Source organism: Aquipuribacter nitratireducens, from assembly GCF_037860835.1.
Taxonomy (GTDB): domain Bacteria; phylum Actinomycetota; class Actinomycetes; order Actinomycetales; family JBBAYJ01; genus Aquipuribacter; species Aquipuribacter nitratireducens.
This window is the reverse complement of sequence record NZ_JBBEOG010000004.1, coordinates 1-16,294: the sequence shown is the minus strand read 5'-3', so window position 1 is coordinate 16,294 and position 16,294 is coordinate 1. Positions and strand designations below refer to the sequence as shown.

The 16,294-nt window shown below is 74.1% G+C and carries 17 protein-coding genes; 6 read left to right on the top strand and 11 right to left on the bottom strand.

From position 1 onward, the window contains the following. Window positions 1-37 precede the first annotated feature (37 nt). Entirely contained in the window at window positions 38-1,156 is a 1,119-nt protein-coding gene (locus WAB14_RS08710) for an alkene reductase (protein ID WP_340269192.1), read from the top strand. Here WAB14_RS08710 and WAB14_RS08705 read toward each other — a convergent pair. Beyond that, window positions 1,126-1,818, bottom strand: coding sequence for a Pr6Pr family membrane protein (locus WAB14_RS08705; RefSeq protein WP_340269191.1), 693 nt, complete (start codon window positions 1,816-1,818; stop codon window positions 1,126-1,128). The genes WAB14_RS08710 and WAB14_RS08705 overlap by 31 nt on opposite strands. A gap of 86 nt (window positions 1,819-1,904) precedes the next feature. Here WAB14_RS08705 and WAB14_RS08700 point away from each other — a divergent pair, with 86 nt between their 5' ends. After that, window positions 1,905-2,474, top strand: coding sequence for a hypothetical protein (locus tag WAB14_RS08700; RefSeq protein ID WP_340269190.1), 570 nt, complete (start codon window positions 1,905-1,907; stop codon window positions 2,472-2,474). Window positions 2,475-2,483: 9 nt separating this feature from the next. Here WAB14_RS08700 and WAB14_RS08695 read toward each other — a convergent pair whose 3' ends face one another. Further along, window positions 2,484-3,524 (bottom strand): YihY/virulence factor BrkB family protein, encoded by a 1,041-nt coding sequence (locus WAB14_RS08695; RefSeq protein WP_340269189.1) that lies wholly within the window; start codon window positions 3,522-3,524, stop codon window positions 2,484-2,486. 106 nt (window positions 3,525-3,630) lie between these two features. Between WAB14_RS08695 and WAB14_RS08690 the strand changes: the two genes are divergently transcribed. Then, window positions 3,631-4,377: a hypothetical protein gene (locus tag WAB14_RS08690; RefSeq protein ID WP_340269188.1), complete on the top strand. Its 747-nt coding sequence runs from the start codon at window positions 3,631-3,633 to the stop codon at window positions 4,375-4,377. Here the strand turns inward: WAB14_RS08690 and WAB14_RS08685 are convergent. Beyond that, on the bottom strand, window positions 4,364-4,903 hold the full coding sequence (locus WAB14_RS08685) for a hypothetical protein (RefSeq protein WP_340269187.1): 540 nt from the start codon (window positions 4,901-4,903) through the stop codon (window positions 4,364-4,366). The genes WAB14_RS08690 and WAB14_RS08685 overlap by 14 nt on opposite strands. 11 nt (window positions 4,904-4,914) lie before the next feature. Next, on the bottom strand, window positions 4,915-5,559 hold the full coding sequence (locus WAB14_RS08680; protein ID WP_340269186.1) for a TetR/AcrR family transcriptional regulator: 645 nt from the start codon (window positions 5,557-5,559) through the stop codon (window positions 4,915-4,917). Between the two features lie 94 nt (window positions 5,560-5,653). Between WAB14_RS08680 and WAB14_RS08675 the strand changes: the two genes are divergently transcribed. Together WAB14_RS08675 and WAB14_RS08670 are read left to right on the top strand one after the other, a co-directional pair. Beyond that, entirely contained in the window at window positions 5,654-6,832 is a 1,179-nt protein-coding gene (locus tag WAB14_RS08675; protein WP_340269640.1) for a DUF418 domain-containing protein, read from the top strand. 97 nt (window positions 6,833-6,929) lie between these two features. Beyond that, the gene (locus WAB14_RS08670; protein WP_340269185.1) at window positions 6,930-7,202 is read left to right on the top strand and encodes a GlsB/YeaQ/YmgE family stress response membrane protein; all 273 of its coding nucleotides are present in this window, start codon (window positions 6,930-6,932) and stop codon (window positions 7,200-7,202) included. 84 nt (window positions 7,203-7,286) lie between these two features. On the opposite strand, the gene dnaB is transcribed toward WAB14_RS08670, so the two are convergent. Beyond that, entirely contained in the window at window positions 7,287-8,675 is a 1,389-nt protein-coding gene (dnaB, locus tag WAB14_RS08665) for a replicative DNA helicase (RefSeq protein WP_422665460.1), read from the bottom strand. A 480-nt stretch (window positions 8,676-9,155) separates the two neighbouring features. Here dnaB and WAB14_RS08660 point away from each other — a divergent pair, with 480 nt between their 5' ends. Further along, entirely contained in the window at window positions 9,156-10,517 is a 1,362-nt protein-coding gene (locus WAB14_RS08660) for an MATE family efflux transporter (RefSeq protein WP_340269184.1), read from the top strand. A gap of 78 nt (window positions 10,518-10,595) precedes the next feature. On the opposite strand, the gene rplI is transcribed toward WAB14_RS08660, so the two are convergent. From rplI to WAB14_RS08630, 6 genes are all read right to left on the bottom strand, one after another. Next, a complete protein-coding gene (gene rplI, locus WAB14_RS08655; protein WP_340269183.1) occupies window positions 10,596-11,042 on the bottom strand; it encodes a 50S ribosomal protein L9 in 447 nt (148 codons plus the stop codon). 15 nt (window positions 11,043-11,057) lie between these two features. Then, window positions 11,058-11,303 carry a 30S ribosomal protein S18 gene (gene rpsR, locus WAB14_RS08650; RefSeq protein ID WP_340269182.1) on the bottom strand — a complete coding sequence of 82 codons (246 nt, stop codon included), beginning with the start codon at window positions 11,301-11,303 and terminating at the stop codon, window positions 11,058-11,060. Window positions 11,304-11,365: 62 nt separating this feature from the next. After that, the gene (locus WAB14_RS08645; protein ID WP_340269181.1) at window positions 11,366-11,938 is read right to left on the bottom strand and encodes a single-stranded DNA-binding protein; all 573 of its coding nucleotides are present in this window, start codon (window positions 11,936-11,938) and stop codon (window positions 11,366-11,368) included. A 19-nt stretch (window positions 11,939-11,957) separates the two neighbouring features. Further along, complete coding sequence (gene rpsF / locus WAB14_RS08640) at window positions 11,958-12,248, bottom strand: 30S ribosomal protein S6 (RefSeq protein WP_340269180.1); 291 nt, start codon at window positions 12,246-12,248, stop codon at window positions 11,958-11,960. 319 nt (window positions 12,249-12,567) lie between these two features. Then, window positions 12,568-13,989 (bottom strand): hypothetical protein, encoded by a 1,422-nt coding sequence (locus WAB14_RS08635; RefSeq protein ID WP_340269179.1) that lies wholly within the window; start codon window positions 13,987-13,989, stop codon window positions 12,568-12,570. Continuing rightward, window positions 13,986-16,294 (bottom strand): transglycosylase domain-containing protein (locus tag WAB14_RS08630; RefSeq protein ID WP_340269178.1); only part of this gene is annotated, 2,309 nt, incomplete at its 5' end. The genes WAB14_RS08635 and WAB14_RS08630, both read right to left, overlap by 4 nt.

Below are 16,294 nucleotides of genomic sequence, written 5' to 3'. Positions count from 1 at the left end.
CGGACGAAACCGCACGGCGCCGTCGTTGACGGCGACCGTGACCGACACGAAGGACACGAACGACACGAACGACACCGCCGCCGCGCTCCTGCGTCCCGTCGACCTCGGCGCGCTCGCCCTCCCCAACCGGCTCGTCATGGCCCCGCTCACCCGCACCCGGACCGGCGAGGCCCGGCGACCGGGACCGCTCAACGTCGAGTACTACCGGCAGCGTGCGGGTGCGGGGCTCGTCGTGAGCGAGGGCGTCGCCATCTCGCGGGAGGCGGTCGGCTACGTCGGCACCCCCGGGCTGTGGCGCGAGGACCAGGTCGACGGCTGGCGCACGGTCACCGACGCCGTCCACGACGCGGGCGGCCGCGTCGTCGCCCAGCTGTGGCACGTCGGTCGCATCAGCCACACGTCGTTCCACGACGGCCACCCGCCGGTGTCGTCGACCGCCCGCCCGGCCGAGGCGCGCTCCTACACCGCCGCCGGCTTCGAGGCCACGTCGACCCCGCGTGCGCTGCGCACCGACGAGCTCCCCCGTGTGGTGGACGACTACCGCCGGGCCGCCGCGGCCGCACGCGAGGCCGGCTTCGACGGGGTCGAGGTCCACGCCGCCAACGGGTACCTCCTCGAGCAGTTCCTCGCGGGCGCCGTCAACGACCGCACGGACGCCTACGGCGGTGGCGTCGCCGCACGCGCGCGCCTCCTCGCCGAGGTGCTCGACGCCACGACCGACGGGGTCGGCGCGGCCGACCGCGTCGGGGTGCGGCTGTCCCTCGGCAACGGCACCGCCGGCACGCACGACGAGGACCCGGCCGGCGTGCTCGCCTACGTCGGCGCGCTGCTGGAGGAGCGGGGACTCGCGTACGCGCACTACGTCGAGCCCGTGACGCCGGCCGGCCGCCGGGTCGACCTCACGCAGGCCCTGCGGTCGACGTGGCGCGGGCCCCTCGTCCTCGCCCAGGGGTTCACCCCCGCGACCGCGGCCCAGGTGGTGGACGAGGGACGCGCCGACGCCGTCGCCCTCGGACGCGCGTTCATCGCGAACCCCGACCTCGTCGAGCGCGTCCGTCGCGGCGCACCGCTCACCGAGCCGGACCCGAGCACGTTCTACGGCACGGGACCACGCGGCTACACCGACTACCCCGCCCTCGAGGACGCCGCGGCCTGAGCCGGGTGGGCCGGACCCGCGCTGCGGCGCAGCGCCCGGTCCACCAGGTGGAGGACGGCCGCGACAGCGACGAACCCCACTCCCACCACGGCGACGTTGAGCAGCGCGCGGCCCCAGCCGAGGGCGTCGACGTCGACGAACGGGTACGGCCAGAACCCGCCGACGAGCGGACCGCGCACGAGCGTGAACGCCGCCCACAGGAGGGGGAAGGCGAGCGAGGCCGCGACGAGCCGCCACGACGTCCGGTCCCGTGGCCCGAGGAGCAGCCAGCCGGCGACGGCGAGCACCGGGACCACGGTGTGCGTGAGCGTGTCGGCGACCCGCCCCCAGGGGGACAGCTCGACGAGCCCGGAGAGCACGAGGTGGTACACGACGCCCGTGACGGTGATGGCGGTGGTCGACGTGAGCGCGAGCCACCGCCGCAGGACGGTGTCCCGGTCGGGGTCGAGCGCGACCAGGAGGCCGGACGCCCCGACGAGCAGGTTCGACTGGATGGTGAAGAACGCGAGGACGTTGAGCGCGCGGTGCCACGGCTCGCTGAAGAAGCCGCCGGACCCGGTCGCCGCCACGGGCACCTGGATGACGAGCGCGGCGAGGACGGCGAGCGCCGTGACCGCGAACCATGCGCGGGCCAGCGGACGCGAGCGCAGCGGGGCGATCACGGGGGGAGCGTCGCACCGCGGGCGCGCGTCGACAACGGCAGCCCACCCCTGAGGTGGGGCTGGCCCCCGCCTGGCACGATCGGCGGGTGGCCATGGGCAACCAGCACGAGGAGCACGACCCCCGCGAGGAGTACGAGTGGGTCGCGCTCGGCGACCTCACGTCCGAGGACCACGAACGCCTCGCCGCGGCCCTCGTGCGGTGGGTGGAGGCGAACCCGATCTGGCACGACGGCGCCGGCGAGCGCGTCCTGCTCGTCGACCTCGACAACCTCCGTGCCGGCCCGCTGCGGTGGAAGGCGCGGATGATGCTCGTCGTCGCCCTCGCCCGCACTGCGGACCACGTCGTCATCTCCGGGCACACGACCGCCGTGGAACGCGGCCGCGAGCACCTCGCGGAGTTCGCCGAGGTCGCCCAGCCGGTGCCCGACGGTGCGGACCTCGCCGACCTCAAGCTGCTCGAGGGGGCGGAGGCCGTGACGGCCGAGCGTCGTCAGGTCGTCGTGCTGAGCAACGACGGGATCTTCTCCTCGCTCGCCGAGCGCGGACCGCTCACGGTGCTGTCGCCCGGCGCGAGCGCGCTGTCGGACCGGCTGTTCGACGCCGCGCGCGTCGTCATCGACCTCATGACGCTGGAGGAGCGGCTCGCGCCGGCGTGAGCCGGTCGGTCAGCGGTCGACGCGGTCGCGGTCGGCGTCCTCCGGCAGGGAGTCGGCGGCCGCCGCGTCCCGCGTCCCCATGGGCCGGGGCTCACCGACGGTCGTGTCGTGGAGGGTCTGCCGCTCGCTCTCGGCGTTGATCTCGGCGCCCAGCAGCACGATGAAGGCCGTGAGGAAGAGCCAGAGGAGGAGGATCGCGACGCCCGCGATCGCGCCGTACGTCTCGTTGTAGCTGCCGAAGTTCGCGACGTAGAGGCTGAAGGCGACGCTGCCGAGCAGCCACAGGACGGTCGCGACCCCGGCGCCGAGGCTCGCCCACTTCACCTTCGGGTCGTCGCGGTCGGGAGCGAAGCGGTAGACGACCGCGAGCGCGACCGTCACGAGGACAGCGAGGAGCACCCAGCGGGCCACCTGCGCCAGGACGGTGCCGACCACCCCGAGCCCCAGGGCGTCGAGCAGCGGCGGCACCACCGCGACGAGGGCGACGGCGAGCCCGACGAAGACGATCGCGCCGAGCGTGAGCAGGAGCGCGAGGCCGCGGAGCTTGACGAAGCCGCGGGTCTCCTCCTCGTCGTAGGCGACGTTGACGGCCTTCATGAGGTTCGCCGTCCCGCCCGAGGCCGACCACAGCGCCAGCAGGACCGACACGACGAGGCCGAGCGTGAGACCGCCACCCTGCTGGCTCGCGACGTTCTCCATCTGCTGCTCGATGATCCCCGACGCCTCCGGCGGCAGGCCCTCCGTGAGCCGTTCGGCCTGCTGGGTGGCCTGGTCCTGCCCCACGACGAGGCCCCAGATGCTGATGACGGCGATGAGGGCCGGGAAGAGGGCGAGGAAGGCGAAGAAGGCGACGCCGCCCGCGAGCATCGGGACGTTGTCCGCCTTCGTCTCGGCCCACGACCGCTTGAGGACCTGCTTCCAGCCCTCGCGGGGGATGTCGGTCGGCGAGTCGGCGTCGGCACCCGGCTGCGAGCGTGCCCGGCCGCGGTCGTCGCGCAGGTCGATCGTGCGGTCGTCGTCGCGCACGGGCGTGCGCTGCTTCGTCCCCATGGGTCGGCCACTACCCCGTCGGGTGGTCCGTCATGCGCGGGGCTCCCCTGGCGGGGCGCCACGGACCTATCCTCCGAGCGGGCTGCGGTCGGGCGGAGGGGGGAGCATGGCGTCGGACGCGTCGGAGGCTGCTGTACCGGCGGCGGCCGCCACGGCTGTGCTGCCTCGCCGGTGGGTCGTCGTCCGGTGGGCGCTCGTCGCGCTCTGGGTGGTGGCCGCGGTCGCGGTCCTCGCGGTCGGCGCCCAGCGCTCGAGCGTGGAGGACCTCGAACGGGCGGTGGCGGCCGGTCGCGTCGACGCCGTGCAGGTCCGTGGCGGCCTCGGGGACGCCGAGGCGGGGTCGGCGACCCAGGAGGCCGTGTGGCGCGACGGGCTCCTCCGCCGCTACACGGAGGTCGTGGTGTCCCGCGACGACGGGATCACCTGGGTCGACGGCGACCGGCCGGTCGTCGACGACGACCTCGGGACCCTCGTACGGCAGCTGGCCCCCGAGGTGGAGGTGGTCCGTGCCGGGCCGGACCCCTCCTCGGGGGATGCGGTCGGACCCGGGACAGGCTCGCCGCTGACGACGTACCGCGTGCCCTCACCCGTCGGGTGGCTCCTCGGCCTCGGCTGGCTCCTCCACGTCGCGCTGCTCGTAGAGGGACCGGCGCCGCGGACCGGGACTCGCTGGGGCTGGTTCTGGGTCCTGTTCCCGCCGCTCGGTCCGCTCGTGCACGCGCTCGTCGGGATGCGCAGAGCCGGTGACGCCGACGTGCGCCGACGACCGGCGCTGCCGCGCGGCCTCACCGGCGGGTGGGCGTTCCTCCTCAACCTCGTCGTGACGAGTGCCGCGGGGCTCAGCCAGCTGTAGGGACGTCGGCCGGGCGCCACCCGCCGTGCGGCGGCAGCGACCGCAGGACCCGTCGCGCCCGCCACGCGGCGATCCCGCCGGCGACGACGGCGAGCACGAGCGCCACGGGGAGCGGCTGCCCGACCGCGAGGAGGAGCAGAGCGACGGCGAGGGCGGTGAGCGCCGAGGCGGCCAGCCACGTGACGCGGAGGCGCCGCCAGCCGCGTCGCCGGACGCACGCGACGGCGACGATGGCCATCGCCGCAGCGACACCGCCCACGACGCCGAGGCCGAGCCCGATGACGGCGCCGTAGACGCCGGCGACGAGGGCAAGCACCATGTGCCCCAGGACGGGACCGGCCTCGTCGAGGACCGCGTCCTGTCGTCCCGCGAGGACGTCGAGCAACGACCACACGAGCGGGACGACGAGGACCGACATGCCCGCGACCGCGCCGACCAGGAATCCCGCGACCGCACCCTCCCCGAGGGCCCGCCCCACCACGCGGGCCAGACCCGGCACACGCCGCTCGGTCACCGGGCCCGGCACCCCCTCCCTCCTCACCGTCGCACGTCCTCGACGAGGGCGAGCACGTCCGTCACCGTCGTCCGGAGGACGGGTAGGCGCGACAGCCGGACGAGCCGGCCGATGAGCGGTGCGGCGCCCGTCACGAGCCGTCGGGTCCGCCCAGCGTCCGGCGTCGGGTCGTTGAGCCAGAAGACGGTGACCCCGAGCCAGGCGAGCCACAGGAGCTCGGGCAGCTCGCGCGCCACGGTGCCGGGCACGGCGGGGCGCGCACCCTCGACGACGTCGCGGAGCAGGTGGACCGCGAGCTCCCGGGCCTCGCTGCTCGCGTCGCTGAAGGGGCTGGCCGCCTCCCCGGGCCGGATGGCGCGGGAGACGAACCCGGCCCCGAAGGAGCGGTACGGCGCCATGACGGCGAGACCGGCGAGCCACGTGCCGGTGAGGCGCTGCTCGAGGGTTCCGCCGCGGGGCAGGCGGTCGGCTACGGCGGCCCGGTGCTCGACCTGGATGCGCCGGTACAGCTCCTGGACCAGCGCGTCCTTCCCCGGGAAGTAGTAGTAGGCGTTCCCGACGGAGAGGCCCGCCTCAGCGGCGACGAGCCGCATGGTCGTGGCCTCGTACCCACGCTCGCGGAACAGCCGCAGGGCCGTGTCGACGACGAGCGCGCGGGTGTCGGGCACCAGAACCTCCTGAACGTGTTCAACCGCAATGCTACCTGAACATGTTCAACCACGCAGCGCCGCCGTGCTGTGGCAGCCTCGGCCCGTGGGTCAGATGCGCGCCACGACCGCCCGCGAGCGCGCGCTCGCCCCGGACGTCGCCCGTGGCCTCGCCCTGCTCGGCATCGCGCTCGCGAACGGCGTCGTCCACATCACGGGTCGGACCACGGGCGTGCTCGCCAAGCCGGTCGACGGTTCGGCCGGGGACCGGCTGGTCGACACGCTGGTCGGCCTGCTCGTCGACAACCGCGCCTTCCCGATGTTCACGCTGCTGTTCGCCTACGGGACCGTCGTCATCCTGCGGCGCAGTGCCGAGCGCGGGCTCACGTGGCCAGAGGCCCGCGGGCTCCTGCTGCGGCGCAACGCGTGGCTCGCGGTCGTCGGCGTCGCCCACCTCGTCCTCCTGTTCTTCGGCGACATCCTCCTGAGCTACGGCCTCCTCGGGCTCCTGCTCGTGGCGGTCGTCCGCTGGCCCGACACGCGGCTGCGGACGCTCGGGTGGGCGACGCTCCCCCTGTTCGTGGGGCTGAGCGCCCTCGACGGCCTGGGTGGAGCGACCGGGGTCCCGGCGGGTCTACCGGGACGGGAGACGTTCGTGGGCGACCTGCTGTGGCGCGGCGTCACGCTCGTCAGCTCCGTCTTCAGCGCGCCCCTCGTCGTCGGGGCGCTCCTCCCGCCGGCGGTCATCGGGATCCTGCTCGCCCGCCGGCGCGTGCTCGAGCAGCCCGCGGACCACCTCCCTCTGCTGCGCCGGCTCGTCCTCGTCGGTTTCCCGGTGAGCGTCGTCGGCGGCGTCCCCGCGGTCCTCGCGGCGACGGGTGCGGTCGAGCTCGCCACCGGCTGGGACGTCGTGGTGGCGGCGCTGCACGGGCTCACGGGTCTCGCGGGCGCCGTCGCCTTCACCGCGGCGGTGGCGTGGTGGTCGACCACCGTGGGTCCGCGGGGACCGGGTGTCGTCGCCCGGGCCGCGAGGGCGGTGGGACGCAGGTCCCTCACGTGCTACCTGCTGCAGTCGGTGCTCTTCGTCCCCCTGCTGTCGGCGTGGGCGCTCGGGCTCGGCGCAGGCGCCGGGACGGCGACCGTGTCGCTCGTCGCCGTCGGGGTCTACGCCGTGACGGTCCTCGTGGCCGTCGTGCTCGACCGGCTCGACCTCCCCGGCCCGGCGGAGCGGCTCCTGCGACGGCTCACGTACGGCCAGCCGCCGGTGGGCGCGGGCGCCGAGGTGCGTCCCTAGGTTTTCGCTGATCATCCGCTGGGTACTCCCCGCTCGGCGTGCGAGCGCCCCCGCCGTGGGGACACGGCGGGACATCCCAGACCCTAGGAGCTACCTCGTGTCCATCATCGGTTGGATCATCCTCGGCCTCATCGCCGGCCTCATCGCGAAGGCGATCATGCCGGGCAAGGACCCGGGCGGGATCATCGTCACGACGATCATCGGCATCGTCGGGGCGCTGCTCGGTGGGTTCCTCGGCTCCGCCATCTTCGGCGTCAACCCCAACGACGGCTTCTGGCAGCTGAGCACGTGGCTCTCGGCCATCATCGGCTCGCTGATCCTGCTGTTCCTCTACCGACTCATCGTCGGCCGGCGCACCTCGCGCGCCTGACGCGCCCGCACCACTCCCGGACCCCGGTGGCTCCCACGGCCACCGGGGTCCGCTGCGTCCGGGTGTCGATCGCGGCTCAGACGATCATCCGCGGGCCATGTCCATGAAGCGAGAGTAGTGGCCCTGGAAGACCACCGTGATGGTGTCGGTGGGCCCGTTGCGGTGCTTGGCGACGATGAAGTCCGCCTCCCCGGGGCGGTTCTCCTTGTCGTAGGCGTCCTCACGGTGGAGGAGCATGATCATGTCCGCATCCTGTTCTATCGCGCCCGATTCGCGTAGATCGGACATCTGGGGCTTCTTGTCGGTCCTCTGCTCCGGCCCACGGTTCAGCTGGCTGATGGCGATGACCGGCACCTCGAGCTCCTTCGCGAGCAGCTTCAGGGCGCGGGAGAACTCGCTGACCTCCTGCTGCCGGGACTCGACGCGCTTGCCGGAGGACATGAGCTGGAGGTAGTCGACGACGACGAGACGCAGCTGGTGCTGCTGCTTGAGCCGACGGCACTTCGCCCGGATCTCGGGCAGCGACATGTTGGGGCTGTCGTCGATGAACAGCGGCGCGTCGTTGCTCTGCCCGAGCACCCGGGCGATCTTCTGCCAGTCGTCGTCCTGGAGCTTGCCCGTCCGCAGGGACTGCAGCTTGATCCCGGCCTCCGCCGAGATGAGACGCGTGGTGATCTCCGTGCGGCTCATCTCCAGGCTGAAGATCACAGTGGCCATGCTGTGGTGGACGGCGGCCGTGCGGGCGATGTCGAGGCCGAGCGTCGACTTGCCGACCGCCGGACGCGCCGCGATGACGATCATCTGGCCCGCCTGCAGGCCGTTCGTCAGCTGGTCGAGGTCCCGGAACCCCGTCGGGACTCCGTGCATGCCGTCGGGGCGGGACTCCATCTCCTCGAGCTCGGTGACGGTGTCCTGCATGACCTCCGACAGTGGCCGGTAGTCGTCGCGTGACTGCCGGTCGGTGACCGCGTACACCTCGGCCTGCGCCTGGTTGACGATGTCGTCGACCTCGCCGCCCTCGCCCGCGTAGCCGAGGCCGGCGATCTTCGTGCCGGCCTCGACGAGGCGGCGGAGCACGGCCTTGTCGCGGACGATGCGCGCGTAGTACGCCGCCGACGCCGCGGTCGGGACGGTGCTGACGAGGGTGTGGAGATAGGGCGCGCCACCGACCCGGTTGAGCTCGCCCCGCCGCCCGAGGACGTCGGCGACGGTGACGGGGTCGGCGGGCTCCCCACGACCGAACAGGTCGATGACCGCCTCGTAGATCATCTCGTGGGCGGGGCGGTAGAAGTCGGCGCCCTTGAGGACCTCGCTGACGTCGGCCACCGCGTCCTTGCTGAGGAGCATCGCCCCGAGGGCGCACTGCTCCGCGAGGACGTCCTGCGGGGGCATCCGCTCGAAGCCGGTGGTGCCCTCCCCCTGCCCGGGGACGATGCCTCGTTCGAGGTCGACCGCCGTGTCGGCGATGCTCACACTGCTCCTCCCGGGGCCACGGCTCTGTCCCTCCGAGCCACGGGACCGGTCTACGCCGACCCCGCGACACAACGGCTCTTCGGCTGCCGCTGACCGTGGTCCGCGGGGACGCTAGGGGTCGGGATGCCGACACGCCAAGACGGTCGTCCACAGGTCCTGTGGACGGCTGTGGGGACCGGACGGGTGATCTCCCGTCGTCACGCCGAAGTCGTTGTCCACCCCTGTGGACGGGGCTGTGGACACGCCCAGGAGCCGAGACGGGCGTGTCGGGCGTGCAACGCTGTGACCAGCACGGACCTCGATCCGGAGGGTGTGGAGGGAAAAAACTTCTTCAGTGGACGACGCTGTGGGGTGTCCGGGGAGGCTCCCTCCCGCGAGCGGGGGGCCCAGGGTGTCCACCGTTCGGGGGAGGCGCCGGCGGGCCTGGCAGCCAGGACTGTCCACAGGTCTGTCCACATTGTTGAAAGGGGAAGTTGACGGGTGAGCGGCACCACGGCCGGACGGCCCGGTTCCGGCTCGGTGGCGCGCCGGGAGGTGCTCGCCCTCGCCGTCCCGGCTTTCGGGGCTCTCGTCGTCGAACCGCTCTTCCTCCTCACGGACACGGCGATCGTCGGCCGTCTGGGGACCGACCCGCTCGCCGGGCTCGGCGTCGCGTCCGCCGTGCTGTCGACGCTCGTCGGGCTGTTCGTCGTCCTGGCCTACGGCACGACCGCCACCGTCTCCCGGCAGCTCGGGGCCGGCCGGCTGGGGCCGGCCTTCACGGTCGGCGTCGACGGCTGCTGGTTGGCGCTCGCGGTCGGGGCGGTGACCGCCTCGGTCGGGGCGCTGTCCGCGCCTGCCGTCGTCAGCGCCTTCGGTGTCCCGCCCGGCGTCGCGGCCGAGGCGGTCGCGTACCTCACCGTCTCGATGACCGGCATCCCGGCGATGCTGTTCGTCCTCGCGGCCACCGGGGTGCTGCGCGGCTTGCAGGACACCCGCACGCCGCTGGTCGTCGCGGTCGTCGGTTTCACGTGGAACGCCGTCCTGTCCCTCGTCCTCGTCCACGGGCCCGGGCCCGCGCCGGCCCTCGGCATCGCAGGCTCGGCGTGGGGCACGGTCGTGGCCCAGACCACGATGGCCGTCTGGCTCGGGGTGCTCGTGGTCCGCGGCGCCCGGCGGCACTCGGCGGCGCTGCGGCCCCACGCTGCGGGCATCGCGACGGCGGCCCGCGCGGGCGTGCCGCTGCTGCTGCGCACGGTCACGCTGCGCGTCGCCCTCCTCGTGACGGTCTGGGTCGCCGCCGGCACCGGCGGGACGTCCCTCGCCGCGCACCAGGTCGTCTTCACCGTGTGGACCTTCGGCGCCTTCGCCCTCGACGCCATCGCCATCGCCGCGCAGGCCCTCACCGGGCGCAGCCTCGGCGCCGGCGACGTCTCCGCGGCCCTGGGCGCCACCGCGCTGATGGTCCGCTGGGGCGTCGGCGGCGGGGCCGTGCTCGGCGGCCTGCTCGCCGCGACGTCGCCGCTGCTCCCCGTGGTCTTCAGTCCGGTGGCGGACGTTCGGACCGGGATCACCGCGGGGCTGCTCGTCGTCGGCGTCACAGCGCCACTGGCCGGCTACGTCTTCGTGCTCGACGGCGTCCTCATCGGCGCCGGTGACGGGTCCTACCTCGCGCGGGCAGGGGTCGTCGCGCTGCTCGCCTACCTCCCGCTGGTCGCGATCGTGCCGCTCCTGGGTCTGCGCGGGACGACCGGCCTGGTCGTGCTGTGGCTCGCGTTCGCCGGCGGCTACATGGCCGCCCGCGCCGTCACCCTCGGCCTGCGGGCGCGTTCCGACCGCTGGCTCGTGCTCGGGGCCGACTGACCCGAGCCGTGCGCTCCACAGCGCACGAGGCCGGTCCCGCACGTGCGGGACCGGCCTCCTGCGGCGCGTACGTCGGACTCAGCCGGAGACGACCTCGACGTCGACGCTCGCGGTCACCTCGGGGTGCAGGCGCACCGCGACGCTGTACGAGCCGAGCGACTTGATCGGCTGACCGATGACGACCTTGCGGCGGTCGACGGACGGCGCACCGGCGGCCTCGAGGGCCTGCGCGACGTCGGCCGGGGTGACGGCGCCGAAGAGCCGCCCGCTGGCACCGGCCTTCGCCTGCACCTGCACGGGACGCTCCTGCAGCCGTGCCCGCACGGTCTGCGCCTCCTCGATGCTCGCGATCTCGCGTGCCTTTCGGGCGCGCTGGATCGCCGTCACCTGCGCCTCGCCGCCCTTGGTCCACGGCGTGGCGAGCCGGCGGGGGAGGAGGAAGTTGCGGCCGTAGCCGTCCTTGACGTCGACGACGTCACCGGGCTCGCCGAGACCGGTGACCTCCTGCGTGAGGATGAGCTTCATGCGTCAGGTCCTCCCTCAGCGCCCGGAGCTGGAGTAGGGGAGCAGCGCCATCTCGCGCGCGTTCTTGATCGCCTGGGCGATCTGGCGCTGCTGCTGCACCGTCACCCCGGTGACCCGGCGGGCGCGGATCTTGCCCCGGTCGGAGATGAACTTCCGCAGCAGGGCGGTGTCCTTGTAGTCGATGTAGTCCACACCCGCGCTCTTGAGCGGGTTGAGCTTCTTCTTGGGCTTGCGCAGCACCGGCTTCTTGGCGGCAGCCACGGTGTCTCCTCTGGTTCTCGATGGGTACCCGCGCAGAGCGGGTCAGGTCTGTGGAGCCCCGGTCAGAACGGGGGCTCGTCGTCGGAGTAGCCGCCGGCGGCGGGACCGGTCGCCCACGGGTCGGCGTAGCCGCCCTGGTTGCCCTGCCCGCCCGGGGCGCCCTGCGCCGCGGGCTGGCCGTAGCCGCCCTGCGCGCCGCCGCCCTGCGGGCCGCCCTGCCAGCCACCGCCCTGGCCGCCACCCTGGCCGCCACCGAAGCCGCCGCCCCCGCGTTGGGTGCGGTTGACCTTGGCGGTCGCGTAGCGCAGCGACGGGCCGACCTCGTCGGCCTCGAGCTCGATGACCGTGCGGTTCTCGCCCTCCTTCGTCTGGAAGGAGCGCGACTTCATGCGGCCCGTCACGACGACGCGGGTGCCCTTGGTCAGCGACTCGGCGACGTTCTCGGCCGCCTCGCGCCAGATCGAGCAGCGCATGAACAGCGTCTCGCCGTCCTTCCACTCGTTCGACTGCCGGTCGAACGTACGGGGCGTGCTCGCGACGGTGAAGTTCGCGACGGCGGACCCGGACGGGGTGAACCGCAGCTCGGGGTCGGCGGTGAGGTTGCCGACCAGCGTGACGATGGTCTCTCCGGCCATGGGGGCTCTCCTCGGCTCGTCAGCGGGCGTCGGGACGGATGAGCTTGGTCCGGACGACCGACTCGTTGAGGTTGAGCTGGCGGTCGAGCTCGAGAGCGGCCGCAGGCTCGGTCTTCATCGTGACGACGGCGTAGATGCCCTCGGGCTTCTTGTTGATGGGGTAGGCCATCCGGCGACGGCCCCAGACGTCGACGCCGTCGATGGTGCCACCGGCCTCGCGGATCACCGAGAGGTAGCGCTCCAGGCTCGGGGCCACGGTGCGCTCCTCGAGGTCCGAGTCGAGGATGATCATGAGCTCGTACTGACGCATGTGCGGGTACCCACCTCCTGTGGTCTCGTCGGCCACGGTCCGTCCGTGGCAGGAGGGTTCGTGCGTCCGTGCCGCCTCGGGCCCCGGCGGGGCGCTCGGCAGGCCCTACCGGGCCGGGCACAAGCGACCAGGGTACCGGCTGGCGGCCGGTGCTCCGCGCCGTCCACAGGCCGCGACCGCATCGCTCGCCGGCGTTCGCCCGCGCCCGCACCACCACACCTCCTGCGGCACAGAGGTCGTGGACGCGAGAGGCCTCGAATCCGAGCTGTATCCCCTGCGGCACAGGGGTTGTGATGGGCCATTGTCGCCCGCGCTCGGCCTACGCGAGCTGGACGACCGGCCGGTCCTTCGACCGCGCGAGGACGCCACCGGCGGGGTCCCCGCCACCGGCGTCGCGGCGCACGGGGTCGGTCTCCGGGTGCCGGCTGAGCCGGTACGCACACCACGCGAGCCACGCCACCGCGGCGAGCCTGGCCACGACGGCGGCCGCGTAGAAGCCCGCGGGCAGGGCGCGGTTCGCCTCCGACAGCCCGACGAGGTACTGCCAGACCGACACGACGTACAGCGCCTCGGCGGCCCACCACCACAGGTGCTCGCGCCAGCGGGGCACCGCGAGCGCCGCCCACGGCAGCAGCCACAGGGACGCCTGGACCGGGACGGTCTTGCTCACGACGAGGGTGAGCGCGACGAGGACGAGGACGACGACCGGCAGCCGCGGCGCCACCCGCGCCGACAGCACCCACACGACGACCGCCGCGAGCCCCGCGACCAGGAGGACGGCCTGGATGACCGCCGACTGGGGTCCGGTGAGGGCCCGGACGGCGACGCCCTCGTCGGCGAGGAGCCGCGGCAGCACCAGCAGCGAGCCGTACCCGGGGTCCGCGCTCCACCAGCCGCGGGCGGGCGCGGTCCACGCCGCCGGGGCGAGCAGGACGAGCGGCAGGTTCGCCGCCGCCCACACGAAGGCGGCCGCCGACAGCGTCGTCGCGACCTCCCGGAGCCGGTCGGAGCGGAGCGCGACGAGGAGCAGCGCGAGCGCGACGAGGACGACGTGGAACCGGGCCGCCACCGCGAGCCCGAGGACGACGCCGGCGGCCACGGGCCGCTCCCGGCTCCACAGCGCGAGCGCCAGCACCCCGAGCGCGACACCGAGCAGGTCCGCGGACACCAGCCCGGACAGGACGACGACGGGGCTGGCCGCGACCAGGAGGGCGTCCCACGGACGCCGGCCCGCGAGCCGCACGACGGCCAGCACCATGACGACGAGGGCCAGCACCGCGACGACGGCCCACAGGTCGAGGAAGACGCGCGGCGCGACGGCGACCCCCTCCGCCGCCGGGGACAGCCCCTCGGACAGCCCCTCGAGGGGTGCGGCGAGGGTGGCGAGCGCCGCCAGCACGTACGCGGTGAGGGCGGGCTGGGTGAAGCCGTCGGGCGAGGCGGGGTCGAGGCCGAGGACGGCCGCGGGGCTCCCGCCGAGGGTGGCGTGGAGGACCGCGACGTCGGAGTAGCACGTGTGGACGAACTGCCCCGGCGTCGTCCAGCCCGTCACGCGGCAGTGCTGCAGCCGCACGAGCGCGAGCGCCCCCGTGACGACCGAGACGAGCACGAGGACGCGGGCGGGCGACCACCACGCGTGCCCCGGCGTGCGGATGCGGCTCCCGGCCGGCCCGCCGACGACCCGGCTCGCCCAGCGGGCGAACGGGTCCTCCCGCGTCGGCGCGACGACCGGGTCGCTCACGGCAGCGGCTCGATGCTCGGCGGTATCGGTCGGCCGTTCCCGCCACCCCCGGCGCCGCCACCGCCACCGCCGCCACCGCCACCGCCACCGCCGTTGCCCTGCGAGGGCTGCGGCACGGACGGCACGGGCGCCGAGGGCTCCGGCAGCACCGTCGGCTCGACCGTCGGCTCCGGCTCCGGCTCCGGCTCCGGGGTCGGGGTGGGCGTCGGGGTCGGGGTCGGGCTGGGCTCCTCCGTCACCGTCTCCGTCACGACGCTCGGCTCCGGCTCCGGCTCGGGCTCGACCTCGCTCGGCTGCGGCCGCGGGGTCGAGCTCGGGGGCGCCGGCTGCGTCCGCTCCGGGAACTCCAGCACCTCCGTGCCCTCGAGCGCGCGGCTCATGAGCTCGGTCCAGATGTCGAGGGGGTACGACCCGCCGGTGACGGTGGAGCGGCCGGGGATCTCGATCGGGACCGGCTCCCCGGCCTCGTTGACCTGGTACACCGTGACGGCCGACACCAGCTGCGGCGTGTAGCCGACGAACCACGCCGAGCGGCCCTCCTGCGAGGTGCCCGTCTTGCCTGCGACCGGACGGTCGAGGGCCTGCGCGGTGTCGCCCGAGCCGCGCTCGACGACCTGCGTGAGGGCGTACGTCGCGTCCGCCATCACGGACTCCTCGAACACCCGGGCGCCCTCGGGGTCCGGCTCGTAGGCGACCGCGCCGTTCGGCTCCTCGACCCGCGCGACGGTGTGCCACTCGTGCCGCTGGCCCTGGGCGGCGAACGTCGCGAAGGCCTGCGCCATGTCGATGGGGTGCGGCGAGGCGGTGCCGAGGACGTTGGACACGAACGGGTCGAGCCCGGGCGTGTCCTCCGGCACCCCCGCGCGCACGGCGACGTCGACGGTCGACTCCGGCCCGATCTGCTGGTTGAGCTCGACGTAGGCGGTGTTGACGGAGTTCGCCGTCGCGTCGACGAGGTCGACGGTGCCGTAGTCGGTGCCGCCGAAGTTCCGCACCGGCCTCGGGTAGCCCTCGAACTCCCGGCCCGAGTTGCCGTCGAACGTCTCGGTCAGGGGGACACCCGCCTCGAGCGCCGCGACGAGCGTGAACGGCTTGAACGTCGACCCGGCCTGGGCGATGTCCTTCGTGACGTGGTTCTGCTCCTCCGTGAGGTCCTCACCGCCGTACATCGCGAGCACGCCTCCCGTCGCCGGGTCGATCGTGACCGCACCGACGCGCAGGCCCTCGGGCAGCGTCTCGCCGTCGAGCTCCTCCTCGCTCGGCAGGCCCTCGACGACGGCGGCCTCGGCGGCGTCCTGGATCCGCTGGTCGAAGGTCGTCACGACGCGGTAGCCGCCGGTGTCGATCTCGTTCTCGGGGTAGCCGAGCTCGACGAGCTCCTCGCGAGCCGCCTCGAGGAGGTACCCGCGGGTCCCCTCGTAGCGGCCGGGCTGCTCGGTCTCGACGGTCTCGGGCAGCGTGAGCGCGTCCGCCTCCGACCGCGTGAGGGCGCCGGTCTCCACGAGACCGTCGACGACGTAGTCGAAGCGCTCCTGCGCCGCGTCCGGGTCGACCGCCGGGTCGTAGCGGTTCGGCGCGGGGAGGACCCCGGCGAGGAGCGCGGCCTGCGCCGTGTCGAGCTGCGCGGCCGGGACGCCGAAGTACGCCTGCGCGGCCGCCTCGATGCCGTACGCGTTGCGCCCGAAGTACACGGTGTTGAGGTAGTCGGTGAGGATCTGCTCCTTGTCGAGGCGCTGCTCGACCTTGAGCGCGATGAAGATCTCCCGCACCTTGCGCTCGACCGTCTGGTCGGAGGTGAGGAAGTAGTTCTTCACGTACTGCTGGGTGATCGTCGACCCGCCGCCGGCGGGCTCGCCGCTCACGATGCCCCACGCCGCACGGGCGATGCCGGTCGGGCTGATGCCCGGGTTCTCGTAGAACGAGCGGTCCTCGGCCGCGACGACGGCCTCGCGTACCTCGTCGGGGATCTCGCCCGCCTCGACGATCGTGCGGTCCTGCTCCGCGAACGTGCCGAGGACGGTCTCGCCGTCGGCGTAGTACACCGTCGTCGTCTGCGCGCCGACGGCCTCGTTGGGGTCCGGGACCGACGTCCGGACGTACGCGACCGCGACGGCCGCGACCCCGAGGACGACGGCGACGAGGGCCGCGATCCCGAGGACCTGCAGCACCCGACGCACCCGGCGACGACCGCGACCGGGCCCACCCGACGCGCCACCGCGGCGTCCCGGGCCGCCCGAGCCGCCCGAGCCGCCCGAGCCGCCCGAGCCGCCCGGACGGCCCCCGCGCCCGGCCGCGCCACCGGCGC

Excerpts from the sequence above, each read along its gene's own strand:
- WAB14_RS08695 (WP_340269189.1), bottom strand. The coding sequence starts at position 3,524 with ATGGGGACGAAGCAGCGCACGCCCGTGCGCGACGACGACCGCACGATC.
- WAB14_RS08645 (WP_340269181.1), bottom strand. The coding sequence starts at position 11,938 with ATGGCCGGAGAGACCATCGTCACGCTGGTCGGCAACCTCACCGCCGAC.
- WAB14_RS08675 (WP_340269640.1), top strand. The coding sequence starts at position 5,654 with ATGCGCGCCACGACCGCCCGCGAGCGCGCGCTCGCCCCGGACGTCGCC.
- rplI (WP_340269183.1), bottom strand. The coding sequence starts at position 11,042 with ATGAAGCTCATCCTCACGCAGGAGGTCACCGGTCTCGGCGAGCCCGGT.
- WAB14_RS08690 (WP_340269188.1), top strand. The coding sequence starts at position 3,631 with ATGGCGTCGGACGCGTCGGAGGCTGCTGTACCGGCGGCGGCCGCCACG.
- rpsF (WP_340269180.1), bottom strand. The coding sequence starts at position 12,248 with ATGCGTCAGTACGAGCTCATGATCATCCTCGACTCGGACCTCGAGGAG.